The sequence below is a fragment of the Corynebacterium tuscaniense genome, assembly GCF_008693065.1.
Lineage (GTDB): Bacteria > Actinomycetota > Actinomycetes > Mycobacteriales > Mycobacteriaceae > Corynebacterium > Corynebacterium tuscaniense.
The window spans coordinates 1-19,012 of record NZ_VXKH01000022.1 but is presented as its reverse complement, the minus strand read 5'-3'; the positions used below and the strand labels follow the sequence as shown (position 1 = coordinate 19,012).

The window sequence follows — 19,012 nt, the reverse complement described above, 5'->3', positions numbered from 1 at the left end:
TCTCCGCCATGACCACCCGTAATGAGCGGCTTGACCGCCTGCCTGTCACATCCAAACACCGCCGACTTCTGGTTGGCTCCGGCATCGGGTGGGCGCTTGACGCCATGGATGTTGGCCTGGTGTCCTTCATCATCGCGGCGCTAGCGGTGCACTGGAACCTTGATAAATCCACCACATCTTGGATTGCTTCTGTCGGATTCATTGGCATGGCCATCGGCGCCACGCTTGGTGGGCTTCTGGCCGATAAGTTTGGTCGCCGCCAGATTTTCGCAGTCACTTTGCTTCTCTACGGTCTGGCCACCGGCGCATCTGCCTTTGCCTGGTCCGTCGGTGCTCTTATGGTCTTCCGTTTCCTCGTCGGATTGGGTCTTGGTGCGGAACTTCCGGTGGCCTCCACCCTGGTCAGCGAGTTCGCGCCCCGACGCAGCAGGGGCCGAATGGTGGTCATCCTCGAGGGCTTCTGGGCAGTTGGCTGGATCCTCGCCGCGGTGATTGGCACTTTCGTGGTCTCTCAGGGCGAAAACGGCTGGCGCTGGGGTTTCGCTCTCGGTGCGGTGCCGGCGCTGTATGCCATCTACGTGCGCATGGGCTTACCGGAATCGGTCCGCTTCCTCGAGTCGAAGGGCCGACACGAAGAGGCAGAGGCGATCGTCTCCTCCTTCGAATCTGCTGCTGATCCAGCGAAGATAGACCACTCTCCTGTTGCTGTGAACGAATCTGAGGTCAGCGGCGGAATTTGGGGCCCCGATTTACGCCGTCGCACTGCCGCTTTCTGGCTCGTGTGGTTTGGCGTGTCACTGTCCTACTACGGCGCCTTCATCTGGATACCGTCCTTGCTGGTGGATCAAGGTTTTACCCTCGTGCGCTCCTTCAGCTTCACGCTGATTATTACGCTTGCTCAACTACCGGGCTATGCCGCAGCCGCGTGGCTCATTGAGATCTGGGGCCGGCGCATCACTCTGTCCACATTCCTGGCGGGTTCTGCGTTTTCCGCAGTGCTTTTCGGTCTTGCTGCCGCGCCGTGGCAGATCATCGCTGCCGGCTGCCTGCTTTCTTTCTTCAACCTCGGTGCGTGGGGTGCGCTCTACGCCATTGGGCCGGAGCTCTATCCCACCTCCATCCGCGCTACCGGCACGGGTGCCGGGGCGTCCTTTGGCCGAATCGGCTCCATTATCGCGCCGCTTATTGTTCCCCCGGTGTTGGCATGGGGTGGATCAATGGCGGTCTTCGGAGTCTTCGCTGCTGCTTTTGCCGTCGCTGGCATTGCCGCGTTCACGCTGCCTGAGCAACGCGGCAAAGCGTTGGCGTAATGCGTGTCGGGTTTAGCCGCGGGCCATGTTGACAAAGCGCGAATAGTGCAGCTGGTGTGCCACCGCAATCGTGTCAATCGGGCCGCCACGGTGCTTAGCCACGATGATGTCAGCCTCACCGGCGCGCTCATTGTCCCTGTCCTGGGAATCTGGGCGGTACAGCAGCATAACGATATCCGCGTCCTGCTCCAGCGAACCGGACTCACGAAGGTCCGCCAGCTGTGGGCGCTTATCCGTGCGTGATTCCGGGCCACGGTTCAACTGTGAAATAGCAATCACGGGGACTTCAAGCTCTTTGGCCAGAAGCTTCAGCTGGCGAGAAAATTCCGAGACTTCCTGCTGGCGTGATTCCACCTTCTTACCGGAACTCATCAGCTGCATGTAGTCCAGCACCACCAAGTCCAGACCGTGTTGCTGCTTCAGACGGCGGGCCTTGGAGCGGATTTCCATCATGGTCAGGTTCGGGGAATCATCCACGAAGATCGGTGCGGCCTGGATCTGCTGCAATCGGTCGGTGAGTTTCTCCCAGTCCTTTTCCTCCATCTGGCCGGAGCGCATTGCAGACAGTTTGATCTCCGTCTCTGCAGAGAGCAAACGCATAACAATCTCCGAGGCGCTCATCTCAAGCGAGAAGATGACGGAAGTCAGTCCGTTATGGATCGAACACGAACGCACGAAGTCCATGGCCAGGGTGGACTTACCCACACCAGGGCGTGCCGCGATAATAATCATCTGGCCAGCATGTAGGCCGTTGGTCAAGCGGTCCAGGTCAATGAAGCCCGTAGGCACACCCGCCGCAAGCCCACCGTCCTTTTCGTAGGCGGCAAGCTCATCCACTGTGGGTTTAAGCAGTTCCGACAACGGACGGTAATCCTCACCCGTCTGTTTCTGCGCTACGGAGAAGATCTCCTGCTGAGCGCGGTCCACAAGGGCATCGACTTCCATGCCTTCGCCGCCCTCGTAGCCAAGTTGGGCAACGCGCGTTCCCGCGTCCACAAGCTGACGCAACGTGGATTTCTCCGCAACGATGTCCGCGTAATAGCGTGCATTCGCCGCGGTAGGCACCTCAGAGATCAGCGTGTGCAAGTACGGAGCACCCCCAACGCGCTCCAAGTTGCCCATGCGATCGAGCCGGCCAGCAACGATGAGCACATCAATGTCCGAGCCCTGCGAATAAAGCTCCAAAATAGCCTGATAGATCAACTGGTGCGCCGGGTAGTAAAAATCCTCCGGCTGCAGCTCCTCAGTCACATCGACGACCGTGGATGCGCTGAGCAGCATAGCGCCGAGCACGCCCTGCTCCGCCTGCCGGTCGTGTGGGGGTTGCCGGTACTCCGTTAAATCCGTGCGGTCCTTGCTGAACCCACGGCTTCGATCTGGCCGATCCTTAAAGCGGGAAGAACCGCCCCGTGAGCCAGACTCCTCCGGCGGTGGTGGCGGTGGGACCGCGCCGTCTGCGAAGCTATCAAAGCTATCTCCGTCAAAGCCGTTCGCGTCGCCGCCCTTGCCGTTGCCAGCCGTGTTTCCGCCTACCGTCATACCTAACCTCCATTAACCCCGATTGTCCGTAGATGTTACCCCGCGCGGGGGAACTCTCCCGCTTTCTCAGACTCATCCACACCGGTTATCCACAACCGCCTGTGGATAACTCTTCAAAATGAACGTCAGTTTCCACACGGACTCTCCACCACTTGTGGATAACCTGTGGATAACTCGAACAGATCTCCACACCTGTCCATAACGCACGAGGTCAAAGGCTTTTTATTCACCTAAAAAAGGGGCGAAAACCCGTGAATAAAACCCTCACCAGCAGATTCAATTGCTACCTGAGAATCACCTTATTTTTACCGTTTCGTTACCTAAGTAAATGCTCAAACGGAAGTTATCCACCTTTTATCCACAGGCCATGTGAATAACCTAATGGGAGTCTAAGAAAAGAAACGCGGGCCCCACTCCTCACAAGTGGGACCCGCATTAAATGCTGTTGTCGTTGGACTGATGTAGGGGCTTTGCCCTATCAATCGCCGTGAAGCGGAATTAAGCGCTCACGACCTCGAAGTTCACCTTGCCCTCCACGTCATCGTGGAGCCTGACCTTGACCTGGTAGCCACCGGTACGGGTGACCAAACCCTTGGGCACGTCAACGCGGCGCTTATCCAGCGCCGGGCCGCCAGCTGCCTCAACGGCAGCGACAATGTCAGCCGGCTTCACAGAGCCGAACAGCTTGCCATTGTTGCCGGTGCGGACCTTAACGGTCACGCCCTGCAGCTGGTCGAGCTGATCACGCAGCTCCTTCGCATGTTCCAGGTCGCGCACAGAGCGCTGCTCCTGGGCACGCTTGATGTCCTCGATCTGCTTCTCAGCGCCACGGGTAGCCACGATGGCCAGACCGCGGGGGAGCAGAAGGTTTCGTCCGTAGCCGTCCTTGACCTCGACAATATCGCCGGGTTCACCAAGGTTCTCAACGGCAGCGGTGAGGATCAGTTTCATGAATCCTTACCCTTCCTCTTCGTGAAAGATGTTCGTTGTTATTGAAATGCTGCGTCTTTAGAACGGTGGCTCATCGTCCATGCCGCCGAATCCACCGGCGGGAGGAGCAGAGTTCCACGGATCATTCGCGGGCTGGTTTTGACCACCCTGGGACTGGTTGCCCTGGTTCTGTCCACCTTCGCTCTGACCGCCGAAACCACCAGTGTTCTGGTTGTTCTGGAATTGCTGGCCGCCCTGGTTGCCACCAAAGCCACCGCCGGAACCGCCCTCACGCGGGTTCCGGGAAACGGAAGCAGAAGCGTACTTCAGGGATGGGCCGACCTCGTCGACCTCGACCTCAAATACCGTGCGGTTTTCGCCTTCGCGGGTCTGGTAAGAACGCTGACGCAAACGGCCATTGACAATGACGCGCATGCCCTTGGTCAGGGATTCTGCGACATTCTCAGCAGCCCCACGCCACACATTGCATGTCAAGAACAAAGCATCCCCATCGTCCCACTGCCCAGTGTCACGGTTGTACGTGCGGGGAGTGGATGCGATACGGAAGTTAGCTACGGCCACGCCAGCCGGCGTGAAGCGCAGTTCCGGATCAGCAACGAGGTTGCCTACGACGGTGATGGGAGTTTCGCCCTGTGCCATGATGTTTCGTCCTTACCTATACCTTTATGCGAATGAGTCCATGTAGTTGTGCTGGTTTTCTTGCACACCCAAGCATATAACCTAGGGTGAACATTGCCCATGCGCTGGGATTTAGCCCTTGTGCACTGGTTTAAACCGGCACGAAAGAAGCCTCGTTCTAAAAGTTCGCGCTTACTTCTTGTCGGTGCGCAGAACCTTGGTTCGCAGAATGTTGTCGTTCAGGTTCAGACGGCGGTCGAGCTCCTGAACGGTCTCGGACTCGCAATCCAGGGTGACTACTGCGTAGACACCCTCTTCCTTCTTGTCGATCGGGTAGGCAAAGCGACGCTTGCCCCAGATATCAACATTTTCCACCTTGCCGTTATCCTTACGGACAGTTTCGAGGAACTTGTCCAGGGACGGGGCAACGGTGCGCTCATCCTGACTCGGGTCAAAGATGATCATTACTTCGTAGTGACGCACGGGACCTCATCACCTCCTATGGTCGTTTCATTGATGTCGGCCACCACCCTTGTGGCAGTGGCAGGAGGGTCGCTTACGTCAAGCAACCTCACCAGCGTACCCCAGGGCTCAAGCAGGGAGAAATTGCTTATCGACGCCTACGGGGCCCCTAGTCATCCCTGTCCACATCCAGAACAAGCCCGTCCGGATCAATGTCAACATCAATATCGCCGAGTTCAATCTCCCAGTAGCCGTCATCGTCCCACTCGACTGCTACCGCGGAATCGTTGTTCTGAGCAGCGGTGAGAACGCGGTCGACATCGTCTTTGGTCACGCCTTCGTGGATAAGCTCGGCTTCGGCCTTCTCGGTGTATCCACTGACTGCGGAAGGCAGCTCACGCTGAGACGTATCCTGCTGAACAACAGTTGTTTCAGTCGCTGTTTTCGTCGTTGTCTCCGGCATCGTTTGTGGCTCCTGGGCGCCGCTGCACGCGGCGAGGAAGAGGAGGGTGGGGGCAACTGCAATCGTCGATAGTTTCTTCATGCCTTTCCACCGTACCGACAAACCCTAGGGGTTCGGCGCCGCGAAGAAAACAGCGAGGGAGACAGGCAGGATCGTCATAAAGATGAATGCCAGGATGCCGAGTGTGACGGCGAGGCCGACGGGCTTCTTCCTCACGACTGCCCAGAAGCAGGCACCGAAGAGGGCGAAGGCAATGAAGATGGAGCAGATTCCAAGGATTGTTGCGGTTCCCAATGTTGCTTAGCCTCCTCCCAATCCGCTGGTGTGGTGAGTAGGGGGTCGCAGCCGTAGTGCGCATCGCGGACTTTGTCGCGGCGACGGCCATACATTTGGCGGACAACGAGCACCATGATGGCCACGATCAGTGCATCACGGATGAGCACGATGATGTTGAGTGCGGCGCCAGGCAGACCGAGGTTATCGGTTCCCATCATGTGCCACATGAGAATAGGCCAGACGAGCATGTCGGCTGTCATCCACGTGAGCAGCAAGCGCCAGTGGGGCAGTGCTAGCACCGCAGGCACGACGAGCCACAGGGAGTACTGGGGGCTCCACACCTTGTTGAAGAGCAGGAAGAACCCAATAATGAGGACGAAGAGTTCCGCCACGCGCGGGGTTTGTGGTGCTTTCAGTCCAATGATGAGGACAAACACGCAGCCGGCGAGGAAAAGGGCGAGCGTCACCGCATTCAAGATGACCGGAGTACCGCCACCCGGATCGAATCCGGTCCAGCCGAAGGCACGAGCGATTGCGGCGTAGATCGTAGTCCACTCCCAGCCCCGTTCGGTGTTGAGGCGCTGGAATTCATGCCATGCGTCGTAGTTATGCAGCATGATGGGCACGTTGACAACGAGCCAGGACACGACGGTCGCGGCGAGCATCTGCAAGAAAGGCACGAAGTTCTTCTTCCGCAGCGCGATAACAAGATAGGCACCAAGCAAGAACAAGGGCCACATTTTGAAGGCGGTGCCAAAACCAATGAGCACACCGGCCAGCCAGAACTTCTTCTTACGTGCCGCCAACAAGGCACCGACCATGAAGGCGATGGAGGGAATATCCCAATTCGTAAACGCGTGCATGATCAGCAGGGGAGAGGCCACCACCAGGATCGTGTCCCAGATTCGGTTGCCAGAGAGCTCTGCAACCATGCGCGCGGTGCCCACCCAGACCAGCGCCATGACAAACGCAGTGATGTAAAAATACCAACCGGACTCCGGCAACGCCCAGTCCATGAGCGGGTAGGTCGTGCGCGCAATCCAACCCATGGCTCCTTGAAAAAGTCCGGCGAGCACCGGGTACTCCATGTACCGGGTGAGATCACCTTCAACCCACGAGTAGTCGTACACAAAGCCGGGTTGGTCGAGCCCGCGCCCACCGTAAAGCGGGACGATGTCGTTGTAGCAAAAGGAGGTGTACTGGCGGTTTCCGTCCCAGTTGAGGTGCAAGGAGCCATCAATCAGCTTGCCACGCGCACAGTTGGATTTAGCGAGCACACCAAGCGCAAGAAACACCCACGCGACCGAGATGATGGCACGCAACGGCGTCCACCAGCGGCCACGACCGATCTGAGCGAACCGCCCCATCGGTCCGCCGAGTGCGGCCACCATTCCCTGCGCGACGGGCTCCGTCAGCGCAGGTTGTACACGGTCAGCAGGATGTGCCCATCCCGTTGTCACATCAAACCCCTAACCCACTAGCTCGTCTAACAAATCTCCGAGATCCAGGTCAGGTACCGGCACCTGGTCTGGCAGCGGTTCCGGTGCGGGCTCAGGAGCTGGTCCTGGACCATCCGCACCATCTGGTGAATCACCCTCCGGCGGACCAGACGGGTTGGTGTAGATCGGGGTAATCGGGTACGTACCACCGGTGTACGGGTTCACGCCCCAATTGATGGGGGTGGCGGTGGGGAATTGCTTGAAGTCCGTGTTGGCCAGGGAGCTATCCAGCACGCCTTTCCAAATGGAACCCGGCGTCATGGAGCCGTACATGTTGCCACCCCACGCGTTGTAAATCCGGGACGTGTTGTCTGCGGTGCCCACCCACACAGCCACAGCCAGCTCAGGAGTGCCACCAACCATCCAGGCATCCTTCGTGCCACCGGTGTTGCCAAACTGGGAAGTACCGGTCTTAGCGGCGCTGGGGCGACCACCAGCCAAAGCGGAGTGGGACCATCCGGCGATGGGCAGCATGGCCTGGATAACGTTGTCGGCCACCTGGCCGGAGATGCGGCGCTCCTTATAATCCGGATCAAACTCGTAGAGCACCTCACCGTCAGCGGAGGTAACGCGCTGCACAAAGTGGGTTGGGTGCCACACACCACGGTTGATCAAGGTGGCCATACCGGTAGCCATATCCATCACGCGGGACTGGTACTGGCCCAGGACGATGCCGTCGTACGGCTTGCTGCCGTCCGGCTCGCGGAGGGTCTGCGGAACGTCGGGCAGGGAACGCGCCACGCCCAGGGCGTGTGCGGTATCAGCGGTGTCATAGGTGGTGTTGTCCAGGTCCGACTGAATGCGGATGAAAGACGTGTTGTACGAGTTCTTCATCGCCTCGGCCATGGTGGTCATGCCACCGCCACTGTTACTGTCATTCGTAATTCGCGTGTCACCCACGGTGACGGGGGAGGAGTCATACATCGCTGACAGTGGGATGCCTTGCTGCAGTGCGGCAGCCAAACCGAAAATCTTGAACGTCGAACCGGTCTGCAAGCCTGCGTTTGCGTAGTCCCAGCCTGAGGGATCGTCGCCACCGTAGTAGCCACGCACTCCGCCTGTCGACGGATCAATCGCCACCACACCAGTCCGCGCATCTTCCTGCAGTGGCGCCATTTGCTGCTCAGCCGTGTCCAAGATGCTCTGCTGCACCACCGGGTCAATGGTGGTAGTGATCTGCAGGCCACGGTTGGTCACATCATCCTCAGTGATGCCAATGTGAGACAGTTCCTCAATCACATGGTTCTTAATCAAACCGTTCGCGCCCGTTGCCTCCGTATATGCGGAGTAAGTGGCCGGATCACGCGTTTCCGGGAATTGCGCCCCGGCGCGCTCCTCTGGGCTCAGCCAGCCTTCTGCAACCATGCCGTCAAGCACGTAGTTCCAGCGGTTCTCCGACTCCTGCGGGTTGTTCCACGGATCCAACTGGCTTGGCAGCTGGATCAGTCCGGCCAACACCGCACCCTCTTCTACGGTCAGCTCCGAAGCGGGTTTGTTGAAGTAGGCCTGCGCTGCAGCCTGAATGCCGTAGGCGTTACGCCCGAAGTAAATGGTGTTCAGGTAGCCCTGCAGAATTTCTTCCTTGGACCAGTTGTGGGTCATCTTGATGGAGTAGACCAGCTCGTTGAATTTACGGGTGTAGGAGTGCTCATTGCCCACGATGGTGTTCTTCACATACTGCTGGGTGATCGTCGAACCACCACCAGCGGAAGCATTACCAGTGATTTGTCCGATCAAAGCGCGACCAAAACCAGTGAAGGAGAAACCTGAGTTATCCCAGAAGTCACGGTCCTCCGCCGCGAGCACAGCGTTCTGCACATGTTCCGGCACCTGATCAAGCTTGACCTGCTGGCGGTTACCTTCAGCTGGAACCAGTCGGGCCAGCTCTGTTGAGCCGTCAGCGGCGAAGATGGTGGAGATCTGCGCAGTTTGAATCTCGTCCGGCGCGGGCAAGTCAGCGCGTATGTAGTTCACACTAAAAATTCCCAACGGCACGGCAAGCACGAGAGCGAGCGCCAGAGCCAACGCCGTCCACCACTGCTTGGCACGGTTGCCTTTAGAATCTGAGCTCTTCGTGGCAGCTGCCTTCGCGCCACCCGCAGTTGCTGCGCCGGGAGTTGCTGCACCGGACGTTGGCTTCTTCGTTGCCTTCTTCACGGTTTTCTTCACCGTTTTCTTCACAACCTTTTTTGCCGCTTTTTTCGGCGTGGCTGAAGAGTTGCCGTCAGCGCTGGCGCGCTTAGGCCCCTCATTGCGCATGCTCGCGCCCTTGTTTGGGTGGGCACCCCGCGTGTTGCGGGGGTTGCGGGAATCGGATTCGCGTGACAATGGAGTGCTCTTCCTGCCTATGAGAAGTATTCAGGATGTGTAGGACACATTTAAGGTCAGATTACTTCAGGGTAGTTGTTTCAACCTGAATTCACAGCACGAGGGGAACTACTGGGGCAATTACGCCCTGTCCGCTTCTGCCCGAGCTTCGGTGAGCAAATGGTTCCAACCGCAGTGTCGGCACACCTCAACGCGGTGGACAGTAATAGGTCCTACCTGCGCCGTGATCTCATCGATCTCTGCCTCGCTGCGCGCCGTGCCGGAGCGCCGACCAAGGTTGTCACCGTAGATCCAGAGCACATCCTGCATGACTGATTCACAGATAGGGCAGGGGCGGGTCGAGTCTGTTCCATGGTGTTCACCGGCGGCTTTGAGCAAAAAGTCCGCGTCGCAAAGCTCAGCTTGAGGGATTCGGCCCGCATGGAATTCGCGCAAAGTCATACGACGTTCCCATTCGTGGGACACTTCAGCGCTGAGACGAAACACGGTGGGCGAGTGTACTCCAGAGCTGAAAACTTTCATACGACAAGTTTCCGCGGAAAATAGCATTTGTATTAACGAATTGCTTACGATAGTGGGCATGATCAACAAAGTGGATGTTGCGCACGAGATCGCTGCAGAAGTGCGACCGTTTTTGACCAAGCTTTATGTTGCTTATTTCCGTATTGCACAGCAGTCTGATCTCACCGGCCCACAGTTGTCCATCATGGAGCGACTGATTGAGTCCGGCCCGATGCGTATTAGCCAGCTTGCTCAGGAGGAAGGCATTCGTATGCCAACGGCCTCCAATACTTTGCACCAGCTGGAGCAGCGTGATCTGATCCACCGTGTCCGCGATGAGGAAGACCGCCGTGGTGTCCGGGTGGAAATCACCGAGGTCGGCCGTAAGGAGTATGACCGCGTCGCGGAGGAGCGCACCAAGCACGTCACGGATATGCTGGCCACCCTCGACACTAAGGACCTTCAGCTACTCAAGGACAGCATCCCTGCGTTTGAGAAGCTCTCGGAGCTCTACACCACCCACAACTTGGCTTAAGCGCCGACAACAAGCGCCGGGGCCGAAGTGAGACACCTACTGGCACGGAAGGTTGATGGGGTGGATAAGATTTAATTAGCTTCATCCTTATTTGTCCGTCGATCCTCTCCAGCACATGGCCAAACATTCGGATTTGCCAGCGCTTCTGTCGTCGAAAGGCAGCGAGCGCCCTTTACGCATCGCGGTGAGTTGGGATCAATCAGGGGAAGAAGCGGTGCATCTTGCGGGGTGGCTCGCGCAATCTCTTCCCGCTGATATCAGGGTGATTACTACCGCGCCGCGTCCGTGGCCACAGTTCCGTTCCACAGCGAGCAAGAAGTACAAGAAGTGGTTTGAAAACACCCTGGATGAGCGCACTCATGCTGTGCGCCGGGCAATGAAACACCATGTGCCCAGCCGCGCATGGGACAAGGAATTCTTGGTTTTCCGCGATGGGAAGCCACGTAACAAGCTGCTCAAAGAGGAAATCCAACGTTTCGACGCGGATCTTGTTCTGTTTGGCTCCAAGCCGAAGGCCGCGGAGGGCCGCTTTGTTCCCGCATCTGCGACGGATATTTTGTTGCGGTCGGCGCCCGCGTCAATAGGCATTATTCCGCGTGGCACCAAGCTATCCAAGAAAGGCATCACGCGCGTGAACTTCGCCTTCCTGGACACGGAGGAAGCTGCGCGCAGCTCCACGCGTGGCATTGGGCTGGCCGCGGCGCTCGCACTCACGCTTGATGTGGAATTGCGCATCATGGCCTTCTCTCCGGAGGAGACGTACAACTTCGACGATGATCTCACTCATCGCCCGCTTGTCGACGAATGGAATGAAGCCTCCCTCGCCCTCCTCGACCGCGCCTGGGATGTGGTGATGAACGTGGCCCAGGACTTGAATATCAAAGACCCGCACGCGGAGCTGAAGAACTTTGAGGTAGAAACTCGTGTGAGTGCCGGCGAGGGCTGGTGCACCGTGGTGGATTCGCAGCAGTGGAAAAAGGGTGACCTGCTCTTCGTTGATTCCTCACCACAGTCAAAAACCCGTTCCGGCTACGTCCACGTCGGACCGCACACGGCGGAGTTCCTGAGCTACGCCCCAGTTCCAGTAATTGTCTTGCGGGGATAGACTCAAGCCCATGGCTTCCCATGAGAATCGTCCCGGCTTCGCCCCTGGTCACCCAGAAAATGACCTGCATGATTCAGCGGATTACTACAACAAGCTCCGCCCGGAGCCACACACCCTAGAGGAGTTCGCGGATCAGCCAGACCCCAAAGAGGTCAACGCCCGCAATGAAGCCTCCACAAAACAGGCCCTCTGGTTCGCCTGTGGCACTGTGGCCATCACTTTCCTCGTGGCCGGAGTCCTCGCCCTCATCGCCCGCATGACAGGCGGCCCCCTGTGCGAAACGGGGGAGGCAACCTGGCTGTGCACCAACACGTGGCGCACCGTGTGGGCCGTGGCCAGTTCCATCCCACCAGTCGCCGGCATCCTTGGCTGCGCCATCATCATGGTGCGAAAACTCAACCGCTACGAACGTTGGATGCCCTGGATGGGCGTATTCTGGCTACCCATCGTGCCCTTTGCCATGTGGTGGCTGACCATCACCATCGGGATCCTGGCCACCGACAGCGCCTAGCTGGCCGTAAACGGCCAGCTAGAAACTCATTTCTACGCAGTCCGCACAATACGGTTGCTTTTCGCGGCAGGCAGGGCAGCTCAGGTATTGGCGGCGGCACTCTGGCTCGTTGGCGCAGTTATAGTGCTGATTTGTGGGCGCACCGCAGTGCACGCAGTGGCCGACCTGCACAAAATCTGGATCACTTTCGGGCCCAAATTCGGTGTGCATACGTTTGTCAAAGACGTAGAGGGAGCCTTCCCACAGGCCCTGGTTCCCAAATTTTTCGCCGTAGCGGACAATGCCACCGTCGATCTGGTAGACCTCCTCAAAGCCCCGGTTAATCATGAGGGAGGACAGGATCTCGCAGCGAATTCCGCCGGTGCAGTAGGACACCACCGGCTTGTCCTTCATCCAGTCATATTTGCCGGATTCCAGCTCAGCGATGAAGTCGTGAGTGGTATTCACATCGGGCACGACGGCGTTTTTGAATTTGCCGATCTCCGCCTCATACGCATTGCGGCCGTCGAAAAAGACAACGTCATCACGCTTTTGTACGAGCTCGTTGACCTCCTCCGGCTTCAAATGGCGGCCACCGCCGACGACCCCCGAATCGTCGACACGCAATTCTTCTGGCACCCCGAAGGTGACAATCTCGTCGCGCACTTTCACGCTGAGTTTCGGAAAGTCCGCTTTACCGCCCTCGGACCACTTGAACTCGATGCCGCGGAAGTATTCCTTGGTTTTGCGCACATAAGTCTTGCAGGCGTCCATCTCCCCGCCGACGGTGCCGTTGATGCCATCGGGGGAGATGATAATGCGACCGAAAAGCCCCAGGCCTTCACAGAGATCCCGCTGCCACAAACGGACCGCCTCCGGGTCGGCGATGGGGCGGAACTGGTAGTAGAGCAGGATCTTTTCTTGCATGGGTCCAGTCTAAGAAGTTCCTGCTGTGGCCGGAAATTAACCCTAGCGGCGGTGGTACAGCGCCTTGCGCCAGTACTGGGGTTCCGTGGTAGCCAGCACACCGAGCGAACGGAAAACACCGGCATCGACGGAACCCAGGATGGTGGTGATGTGCGCGTCACAGCCCCGCAGGGATTGCAGCTGCTCCAGCGCCAAGCGGGCGTTATCGTCCTCCGCGGCGGAAGTGGACAGCGCGATGAGCACCTCATCGGTATGCAGGCGCGGGTTACGCGAACCCAGGTACTGGGTTTTCAGGCGTTGGATCGGCTCAATCGCATCAGGGGAGAGGAGGTGCACCTCGTCCGCGATACCAGCCAAGAGCTTCAGCGCGTTGAGCAGAACGGCAGCAGAAGGGCCAAGCAGGTCGGAGGTTTTACCGGTCACAATCGTGCCGTCTTGCAGTTCCAGTGCCGCACCCGGGTTACCGGTGGCTTCCGCGACGTCCAACGCCGGAGCTACCACCGGGCGATCCGTCACGGTCAAACCCGCTTTCCGCATCACATTCGCGGCACGCACCGGCACCTGCTCATCCACGTCGCCACGGCGGAAATCCACCTGCGCCGTCAGGAAACGACGAACGATCTCCTGCTGGGCCGCATACCGGCACGCTTCATCATCAGAGATGCAGTAGCCCGCCATGTTCACGCCCATGTCCGTGGGGGACTGGTACGGCTCCGTGCCCGTGGCCTCCTTCAACAGGGCCTTCAGCAGCGGGAAGACCTCAATATCACGGTTGTAGGAGGAGACCTGCTCACCGTAAGCAGCCAGGTGATACTGGTCAATGACGTTGTTATCATCCAGGTCCACCGTCGCCGCCTCATAGGCCAGGTTCACCGGGTGTTCCAGCGGGAGGTTCCAAATCGGGAACGTCTCAAATTTGGCGTAGCCAGCAGCCGTGCCCCGTTGATTGTCCTGATACACCTGGCTCAAGCTCGTGGCCAGCTTGCCGGAGCCCGGCCCCGGCGCGGTCATCACCACAACATCGCGGCTGGTCTGCACATACTCATTTCGGCCAAAGCCCTCCGGTGAGACGATGCGCGCAATGTCATTCGGGTAGCCGGGGATCACGCGGTGCAGGAGCACGCTCATGCCCAGGCGTTCAAGCTTGTCGCGCAGCATGTCGGCCTGCTCGGCGCCGGCTTCATACTGGGTGATCACCACATTTTCAACGAGGAAGCCGCGCTCCCGAAAGACATCAATAAGCCTCAAAACCTCGTCTTCGTAGGTAATGCCCAGATCAGCGCGCACTTTTTGGCGCACGAGGTCCGGCGCGGCCACGCAGACGACGATCTCAACTTCGTCCTTGATGCGCTCCAACATGGCGATCTTGTTGTCCGGGGTGAAGCCGGGGAGGACGCGGGAGGCATGGTGATCGTCGAAAAGCTTTCCGCCCATCTCCAGGTAGAGTTTGCCGCCGATTTCTTCTCTGCGCCTGGAGATGTGCTCCGACTGCAACTCAACGTATTTCTGGCGGTCGAACCCTACTGAGTACGCCATTGTCCCTCCTCGCGTCGTAGCTATCCGGCACTAAAGACTACACGCCCGGCACGCAAAAAAGCCCAGGCTTTCCCCATTGCCTACTAGAAAGTCTCGCGGGCAAGGAGGAGCCTGGGCTCTAGGCCTTGAACAGTGCTTTATCTTGCTTAAAGCCTGGAACAGGCCTTAAGCAAGGCCGTGTGCAGCCTTGAACTCACGACGCTTCGCGTGCAGGATCGGCTCCGTGTAACCAGACGGGGACTCGGTGCCCTTGAAGATGAGGTCCTTCGCAGCCTGGAAACCAATGGACTTGTCATAGTCCGCGGCCATCGGCAGGTAGTTCGGGTCGCCCGCGTTCTGCTCATCAACCTTCACAGCCATGCGCTTCAGGGAATCCAGCACCTGGTCCTCGGTAATGACACCGTGGACGAGCCAGTTAGCCAGCAGCTGGGAGGAAATACGCAGCGTTGCGCGGTCCTCCATCAGGTCCACATCGTGGATGTCCGGCACCTTGGAGCAGCCAACACCCTGTTCAACCCAGCGGACCACGTAGCCCAGGATGGACTGGCAGTTGTTGTCCAGCTCCTCAGCCTTCTCTGCATCGGACCACACATCGCCCTCGGTGCTAACCGGGACGGTGAGCAGACCCTTCAGCGAATCACGGCGGCCAGCGGCACGCAGCTCATCCTGAACAGCGTGGACATCCACCTGGTGGTAGTGGGTGGCGTGCAGGGTAGCACCGGTCGGGGACGGAACCCACGCGGTGTTTGCACCCTCACGTGGCTGGCCGATCTTCTTCTCCAACAGGGCAGCCATGTGATCAGTCTCAGCCCACATGCCCTTACCAATCTGGGCGCGACCCGGCAGGGAGTGCGCGATACCAGCGTCAACGTTGTGGTTCTCATATGCGAGCTTCCACGGTGCGGTCTGCAGGTCTGCCTTGCGGACCATCGGACCGGCCTGCATGGCGGTGTGGATCTCATCGCCGGTGCGGTCCAGGAAGCCGGTATTGATGAACACCAGGCGGTCAGCAGCAGCCATGATGCAGGCGTCCAGATTGACGGAGGTGCGGCGCTCCTCATCCATGACACCCACCTTGACGGTGTACTTCGGCAGACCCAGGATCTCCTCGACGCGGTCGAAGATCTCGTTGGTGAAAGCAACCTCGTCCGGGCCGTGCTGCTTCGGCTTCACCACGTAGACAGAGCCAACGCGGGAGTTACCGCGCGCATTACCCTCACGCAGACCCGGGATAGCAGCAGCAACGGTGATGATGCCATCGAGCAGACCCTCCGGCACCTCCTCGCCGTCCACGAGAATCGCAGGCGTGGTCATCAGGTGGCCAACGTTGCGGCACAGCATCATGACACGGCCGTGCAGGGAGTCCTCAGAGCCATCCTTAGCGGTGAAAGTGACGTCATCTGCCAAAGTACGCTCAAAGGTCTTGTCACCCTTGGTCACGGTCTCAGAGATGTCGCCCCGGTTCAGACCGAACCAAGTCTCGTAAGCGCCGGCCTTATCGGTGCCGTCAACAGCAGCGACGGAATCCTCAAAGTCCATAATCGCGGTGACAGCGGATTCCAGCACAACATCAGCAACGCCAGCACGGTCAGTCTTGCCCACCGGGTGCTCACGGTCAATCTTGATGATGATGTGAAGGCCGTTGTGGCGCAGGACAATACCGGTCGGAGCATCCTTGGAACCCTGGTAGCCGAGGTAAACTGCCGGGTCCTTCAAGGAGAGCTCCTTGCCCTCAGACACGATCTTCAGGGAACCGTCTTCTGCAACCTCGTAAGAATCAACGTCAGCGTGGGATGCGCCCTCGAGTGGCACAGCCTCATCGAGGAAGTTACGTGCCCACGCAATCACACGGTCACCACGGACCGGGTTGTAGCCCTTGCCCGGCTCAGCGCCGCCATCCGTCGGAATAGCGTCAGTGCCGTACAGCGCGTCATACAGGGAGCCGTAGCGGGCGTTGGCTGCGTTGATGGCAAAACGTGCATTCGTAATAGGCACAACCAGCTGTGGGCCAGCTACAGAGGCGAACTCCGGATCGACGTTTTCCGTGCGGATCGCACCGTCCAGCGGCTGATCTACCAGGTAACCAATGGAACGCAGGAACTCCTCGTGCGCCGCCGGATCGGGCTGGCCCGGGTTGTCGCGGTAGTACTGGTCCATCGTCGCCTGCAGCTCATCACGGCGGGCGAGCAGTTCCTTGTTCTTCGGGGTCAGGTCCGCGAAGTAGGAAGCAACATCGCTCCAGAACTTCTCAGCATCAAGATTGATCTCTGAGAGCAGCTTGTCCACCACGAAGTCGTACAGCGGGCGGGCAACAGCCAGCCCAGCCACCTCGACGCGCTCGGTGCGGTCTTCGAATTGCGGTGTCGTCATATGTGAGATCCTTTCAGCCAGACTTTGTGTTCGCCCACCCATTCTAGGCAGCGCCTGTGGCACGGGCATGTGCAGGCCAGCTTAGTGATGGCGGTCACCCGCGTTAAGCATTTGCTTATCGACGCACCCCCACATCACCCCCGAATTCGTGAATCGAACTACCCCTCCTTGCCCGCCTTTTCACCCAAAACAAAATCCACTCCGAATAGAAGAAGGCCCTGCTACGAGGGCAAATAAACAGGTGTGGCCTGCTGTTTCGTCGATAAGCGAGCTGCCCAGAAACAAACAAACAGCGATCCAACTCACCCCCTAAAAAAACGTAACATCTCATACGTATTGACTATGCGGTTCACAGATAGGGATACTGGACGTGAACGCCAAGGGCGTGGCTCAACTCACCATGTCTACAGCGTTGTGCCACTGCACACGCCATAACACGAAGTTGAGTGGAAGCTTCCAACTTAGATCCCGTCAGAAAGGGGACCACATGACCACCACAGGACAGGCTCGTACCGCACAGGAAATCCAGAAGGACTGGGACGAGAACCCGCGCTGGAAGGGCATTACCCGCGACTACACCGCAGAGCAGGTAGAGGTTCTGCAGGGCACCGTTATCGAGGAGCAGACCCTCGCACGCCGCGGCGCAGAGATCCTCTGGGACGGCATCACCAAGGGCGACGGCTCCTACATCCACGCCCTCGGCGCCCTCACCGGTAACCAGGCTGTTCAGCAGGTCCGTGCAGGCCTGAAGGCCGTCTACCTCTCCGGTTGGCAGGTCGCTGGTGACGCTAACCTCTCCGGCAACACCTACCCGGACCAGTCCCTGTACCCGGCTAACTCCGTACCGAACGTTGTCCGTCGCATCAACAACGCTCTGAGCCGTGCAGACCAGATCGCACGCGTCGAGGGCGATACCTCCGTAGACAACTGGCTCGTCCCGATCGTCGCTGACGGTGAGGCTGGCTTCGGTGGCGCCCTCAACGTCTACGAGCTGCAGCGCGCAATGATCCAGGCTGGTGCCGCTGGTACCCACTGGGAGGATCAGCTCGCTTCTGAGAAGAAGTGTGGCCACCTCGGCGGCAAGGTCCTCATCCCGACCCAGCAGCACATCCGCACCCTGTCCTCCGCACGTCTGGCAGCAGACGTCCTCAACGTCCCGACCGTGGTCATCGGCCGCACCGACGCTGAGGCTGCAACCCTGCTGACCTCCGACGTTGATGAGCGTGACGCTAAGTTCCTCACCGGCGAGCGTTCCGCAGAGGGCTACTACTACGTCAAGAACGGTGTCGAGCCCTGCATCGACCGTGCAAAGTCCTACGCTCCGTACGCTGACCTGATCTGGATGGAGACCGGTACCCCGGACCTCGAGCTGGCTAAGAAGTTCGCCGAGGGCGTCCACGCTGAGTTCCCGGACCAGCTGCTCGCCTACAACTGCTCCCCGTCCTTCAACTGGTCCTCCCACCTCGACGAAGAGGAGATCGCCAAGTTCCAGAAGGAGCTGGGCAAGATGGGCTTCGTGTTCCAGTTCATCACCCTGGCTGGCTTCCACGCTCTCAACTACTCCATGTTCGACCTGGCTTACGGCTACGCTCGCGAGGGCATGCCGGCGTTCGTCGACCTGCAGAACCGCGAGTTCCAGGCAGCATCCGAGCGCGGCTTCACCGCTGTCAAGCACCAGCGCGAGGTTGGCGCCGGCTACTTCGACCGCGTTGCCACCACCGTCGACCCAAATTCCTCCACCACCGCCCTCAAGGGCTCCACGGAGGAGGGCCAGTTCTAAGCTTGTAGCTTGATCTGACTTGAAACCCGCACTGCCGTTGTGAACTTGCCCCCGAAAGTTGGACTGGTTTAATTCTAGGCGGTTAGGTCTTCAAGGGTCTGATTCCGATATTGGATCGGGGTCAGACCCTTGAGTCGTTGTTGGATGCGTTCGGTGTTGTACCACTGGATGTACTCGTCGATCGCCTGGTTGAACTCTGCGACGGTGTCGAAGACTTGGCCGTGGTACATTTCGGTTTTCAAGTGGCCGAAGAAGTTCTCCATGACCGCGTTGTCGTAGCAGTTGGCTTTACGCGACATCGACTGCACACCACCGTTGTCAT

Annotated in this window: 17 protein-coding genes; 5 read left to right on the top strand and 12 right to left on the bottom strand. The window is 58.8% G+C overall.

The features are described from left to right. Positions 1-8 precede the first annotated feature (8 nt). Positions 9-1,310, top strand: coding sequence for an MFS transporter (locus F4V54_RS05750; RefSeq protein ID WP_034663821.1), 1,302 nt, complete (start codon positions 9-11; stop codon positions 1,308-1,310). Positions 1,311-1,322: 12 nt separating this feature from the next. Here the strand turns inward: F4V54_RS05750 and dnaB are convergent, their stop codons facing one another. From dnaB to F4V54_RS05705, 8 genes are all read right to left on the bottom strand, one after another. Beyond that, entirely contained in the window at positions 1,323-2,849 is a 1,527-nt protein-coding gene (gene dnaB / locus F4V54_RS05745) for a replicative DNA helicase (protein WP_150386538.1), read from the bottom strand. Between the two features lie 498 nt (positions 2,850-3,347). Then, positions 3,348-3,800, bottom strand: a complete 453-nt coding sequence (gene rplI / locus F4V54_RS05740) for a 50S ribosomal protein L9 (RefSeq protein ID WP_034663823.1) — start codon at positions 3,798-3,800, stop codon at positions 3,348-3,350. Between the two features lie 57 nt (positions 3,801-3,857). After that, positions 3,858-4,439, bottom strand: coding sequence for a single-stranded DNA-binding protein (locus F4V54_RS05735; protein WP_150386537.1), 582 nt, complete (start codon positions 4,437-4,439; stop codon positions 3,858-3,860). A gap of 171 nt (positions 4,440-4,610) precedes the next feature. Continuing rightward, positions 4,611-4,901, bottom strand: a complete 291-nt coding sequence (gene rpsF / locus F4V54_RS05730) for a 30S ribosomal protein S6 (RefSeq protein WP_084576554.1) — start codon at positions 4,899-4,901, stop codon at positions 4,611-4,613. Between the two features lie 148 nt (positions 4,902-5,049). Beyond that, positions 5,050-5,424: a hypothetical protein gene (locus tag F4V54_RS05725; protein WP_034663828.1), complete on the bottom strand. Its 375-nt coding sequence runs from the start codon at positions 5,422-5,424 to the stop codon at positions 5,050-5,052. 131 nt (positions 5,425-5,555) lie between these two features. Next, positions 5,556-7,010, bottom strand: a complete 1,455-nt coding sequence (locus F4V54_RS05715) for a glycosyltransferase family 87 protein (RefSeq protein ID WP_150386545.1) — start codon at positions 7,008-7,010, stop codon at positions 5,556-5,558. 78 nt (positions 7,011-7,088) lie between these two features. Continuing rightward, positions 7,089-9,377 carry a transglycosylase domain-containing protein gene (locus F4V54_RS05710; protein WP_150386544.1) on the bottom strand — a complete coding sequence of 763 codons (2,289 nt, stop codon included), beginning with the start codon at positions 9,375-9,377 and terminating at the stop codon, positions 7,089-7,091. 189 nt (positions 9,378-9,566) lie between these two features. Then, positions 9,567-9,932 carry a DUF5318 family protein gene (locus tag F4V54_RS05705; RefSeq protein ID WP_249041238.1) on the bottom strand — a complete coding sequence of 122 codons (366 nt, stop codon included), beginning with the start codon at positions 9,930-9,932 and terminating at the stop codon, positions 9,567-9,569. A 94-nt stretch (positions 9,933-10,026) separates the two neighbouring features. Between F4V54_RS05705 and F4V54_RS05700 the strand changes: the two genes are divergently transcribed. The 3 genes from F4V54_RS05700 (at position 10,027) to F4V54_RS05690 (ending at position 12,098) form a co-directional block, all read left to right on the top strand. Next, the gene (locus tag F4V54_RS05700) at positions 10,027-10,482 is read left to right on the top strand and encodes a MarR family winged helix-turn-helix transcriptional regulator (RefSeq protein ID WP_150386535.1); all 456 of its coding nucleotides are present in this window, start codon (positions 10,027-10,029) and stop codon (positions 10,480-10,482) included. 115 nt (positions 10,483-10,597) lie between these two features. Then, positions 10,598-11,587, top strand: a complete 990-nt coding sequence (locus F4V54_RS05695) for a universal stress protein (protein ID WP_150386534.1) — start codon at positions 10,598-10,600, stop codon at positions 11,585-11,587. A 10-nt stretch (positions 11,588-11,597) separates the two neighbouring features. After that, positions 11,598-12,098 (top strand): hypothetical protein, encoded by a 501-nt coding sequence (locus F4V54_RS05690; protein ID WP_150386533.1) that lies wholly within the window; start codon positions 11,598-11,600, stop codon positions 12,096-12,098. An 18-nt stretch (positions 12,099-12,116) separates the two neighbouring features. Here the strand turns inward: F4V54_RS05690 and trhO are convergent, their stop codons facing one another. The 3 genes from trhO to F4V54_RS05675 form a co-directional block, all read right to left on the bottom strand. Further along, on the bottom strand, positions 12,117-13,004 hold the full coding sequence (gene trhO / locus F4V54_RS05685) for an oxygen-dependent tRNA uridine(34) hydroxylase TrhO (protein ID WP_150386532.1): 888 nt from the start codon (positions 13,002-13,004) through the stop codon (positions 12,117-12,119). Positions 13,005-13,046: 42 nt separating this feature from the next. Then, positions 13,047-14,540, bottom strand: a complete 1,494-nt coding sequence (locus F4V54_RS05680; RefSeq protein ID WP_150386531.1) for a DUF1846 domain-containing protein — start codon at positions 14,538-14,540, stop codon at positions 13,047-13,049. Between the two features lie 165 nt (positions 14,541-14,705). Beyond that, positions 14,706-16,910 carry a malate synthase G gene (locus F4V54_RS05675; RefSeq protein ID WP_150386530.1) on the bottom strand — a complete coding sequence of 735 codons (2,205 nt, stop codon included), beginning with the start codon at positions 16,908-16,910 and terminating at the stop codon, positions 14,706-14,708. Between the two features lie 487 nt (positions 16,911-17,397). Between F4V54_RS05675 and aceA the strand changes: the two genes are divergently transcribed. Then, positions 17,398-18,690 (top strand): isocitrate lyase, encoded by a 1,293-nt coding sequence (gene aceA, locus F4V54_RS05670; RefSeq protein WP_102723579.1) that lies wholly within the window; start codon positions 17,398-17,400, stop codon positions 18,688-18,690. Between the two features lie 74 nt (positions 18,691-18,764). Here the strand turns inward: aceA and F4V54_RS05665 are convergent. Next, positions 18,765-19,012, bottom strand: a 248-nt coding sequence (locus F4V54_RS05665) for an IS3 family transposase (RefSeq protein ID WP_150386529.1), incomplete at its 5' end; no start/stop codon positions are given.

Bases quoted from the DNA above. Each gene is read 5' to 3' on its own strand.
- F4V54_RS05750 (WP_034663821.1), top strand. From the start codon at position 9: ATGACCACCCGTAATGAGCGGCTTGACCGCCTGCCTGTCACATCCAAA.
- dnaB (WP_150386538.1), bottom strand. From the start codon at position 2,849: ATGACGGTAGGCGGAAACACGGCTGGCAACGGCAAGGGCGGCGACGCG.
- rplI (WP_034663823.1), bottom strand. From the start codon at position 3,800: ATGAAACTGATCCTCACCGCTGCCGTTGAGAACCTTGGTGAACCCGGC.
- F4V54_RS05735 (WP_150386537.1), bottom strand. From the start codon at position 4,439: ATGGCACAGGGCGAAACTCCCATCACCGTCGTAGGCAACCTCGTTGCT.
- F4V54_RS05725 (WP_034663828.1), bottom strand. From the start codon at position 5,424: ATGAAGAAACTATCGACGATTGCAGTTGCCCCCACCCTCCTCTTCCTC.
- F4V54_RS05715 (WP_150386545.1), bottom strand. From the start codon at position 7,010: ATGGTGGCCGCACTCGGCGGACCGATGGGGCGGTTCGCTCAGATCGGT.
- F4V54_RS05710 (WP_150386544.1), bottom strand. From the start codon at position 9,377: ATGCGCAATGAGGGGCCTAAGCGCGCCAGCGCTGACGGCAACTCTTCA.
- F4V54_RS05700 (WP_150386535.1), top strand. From the start codon at position 10,027: ATGATCAACAAAGTGGATGTTGCGCACGAGATCGCTGCAGAAGTGCGA.
- F4V54_RS05695 (WP_150386534.1), top strand. From the start codon at position 10,598: ATGGCCAAACATTCGGATTTGCCAGCGCTTCTGTCGTCGAAAGGCAGC.
- F4V54_RS05690 (WP_150386533.1), top strand. From the start codon at position 11,598: ATGGCTTCCCATGAGAATCGTCCCGGCTTCGCCCCTGGTCACCCAGAA.
- trhO (WP_150386532.1), bottom strand. From the start codon at position 13,004: ATGCAAGAAAAGATCCTGCTCTACTACCAGTTCCGCCCCATCGCCGAC.
- F4V54_RS05680 (WP_150386531.1), bottom strand. From the start codon at position 14,540: ATGGCGTACTCAGTAGGGTTCGACCGCCAGAAATACGTTGAGTTGCAG.
- F4V54_RS05675 (WP_150386530.1), bottom strand. From the start codon at position 16,910: ATGACGACACCGCAATTCGAAGACCGCACCGAGCGCGTCGAGGTGGCT.
- aceA (WP_102723579.1), top strand. From the start codon at position 17,398: ATGACCACCACAGGACAGGCTCGTACCGCACAGGAAATCCAGAAGGAC.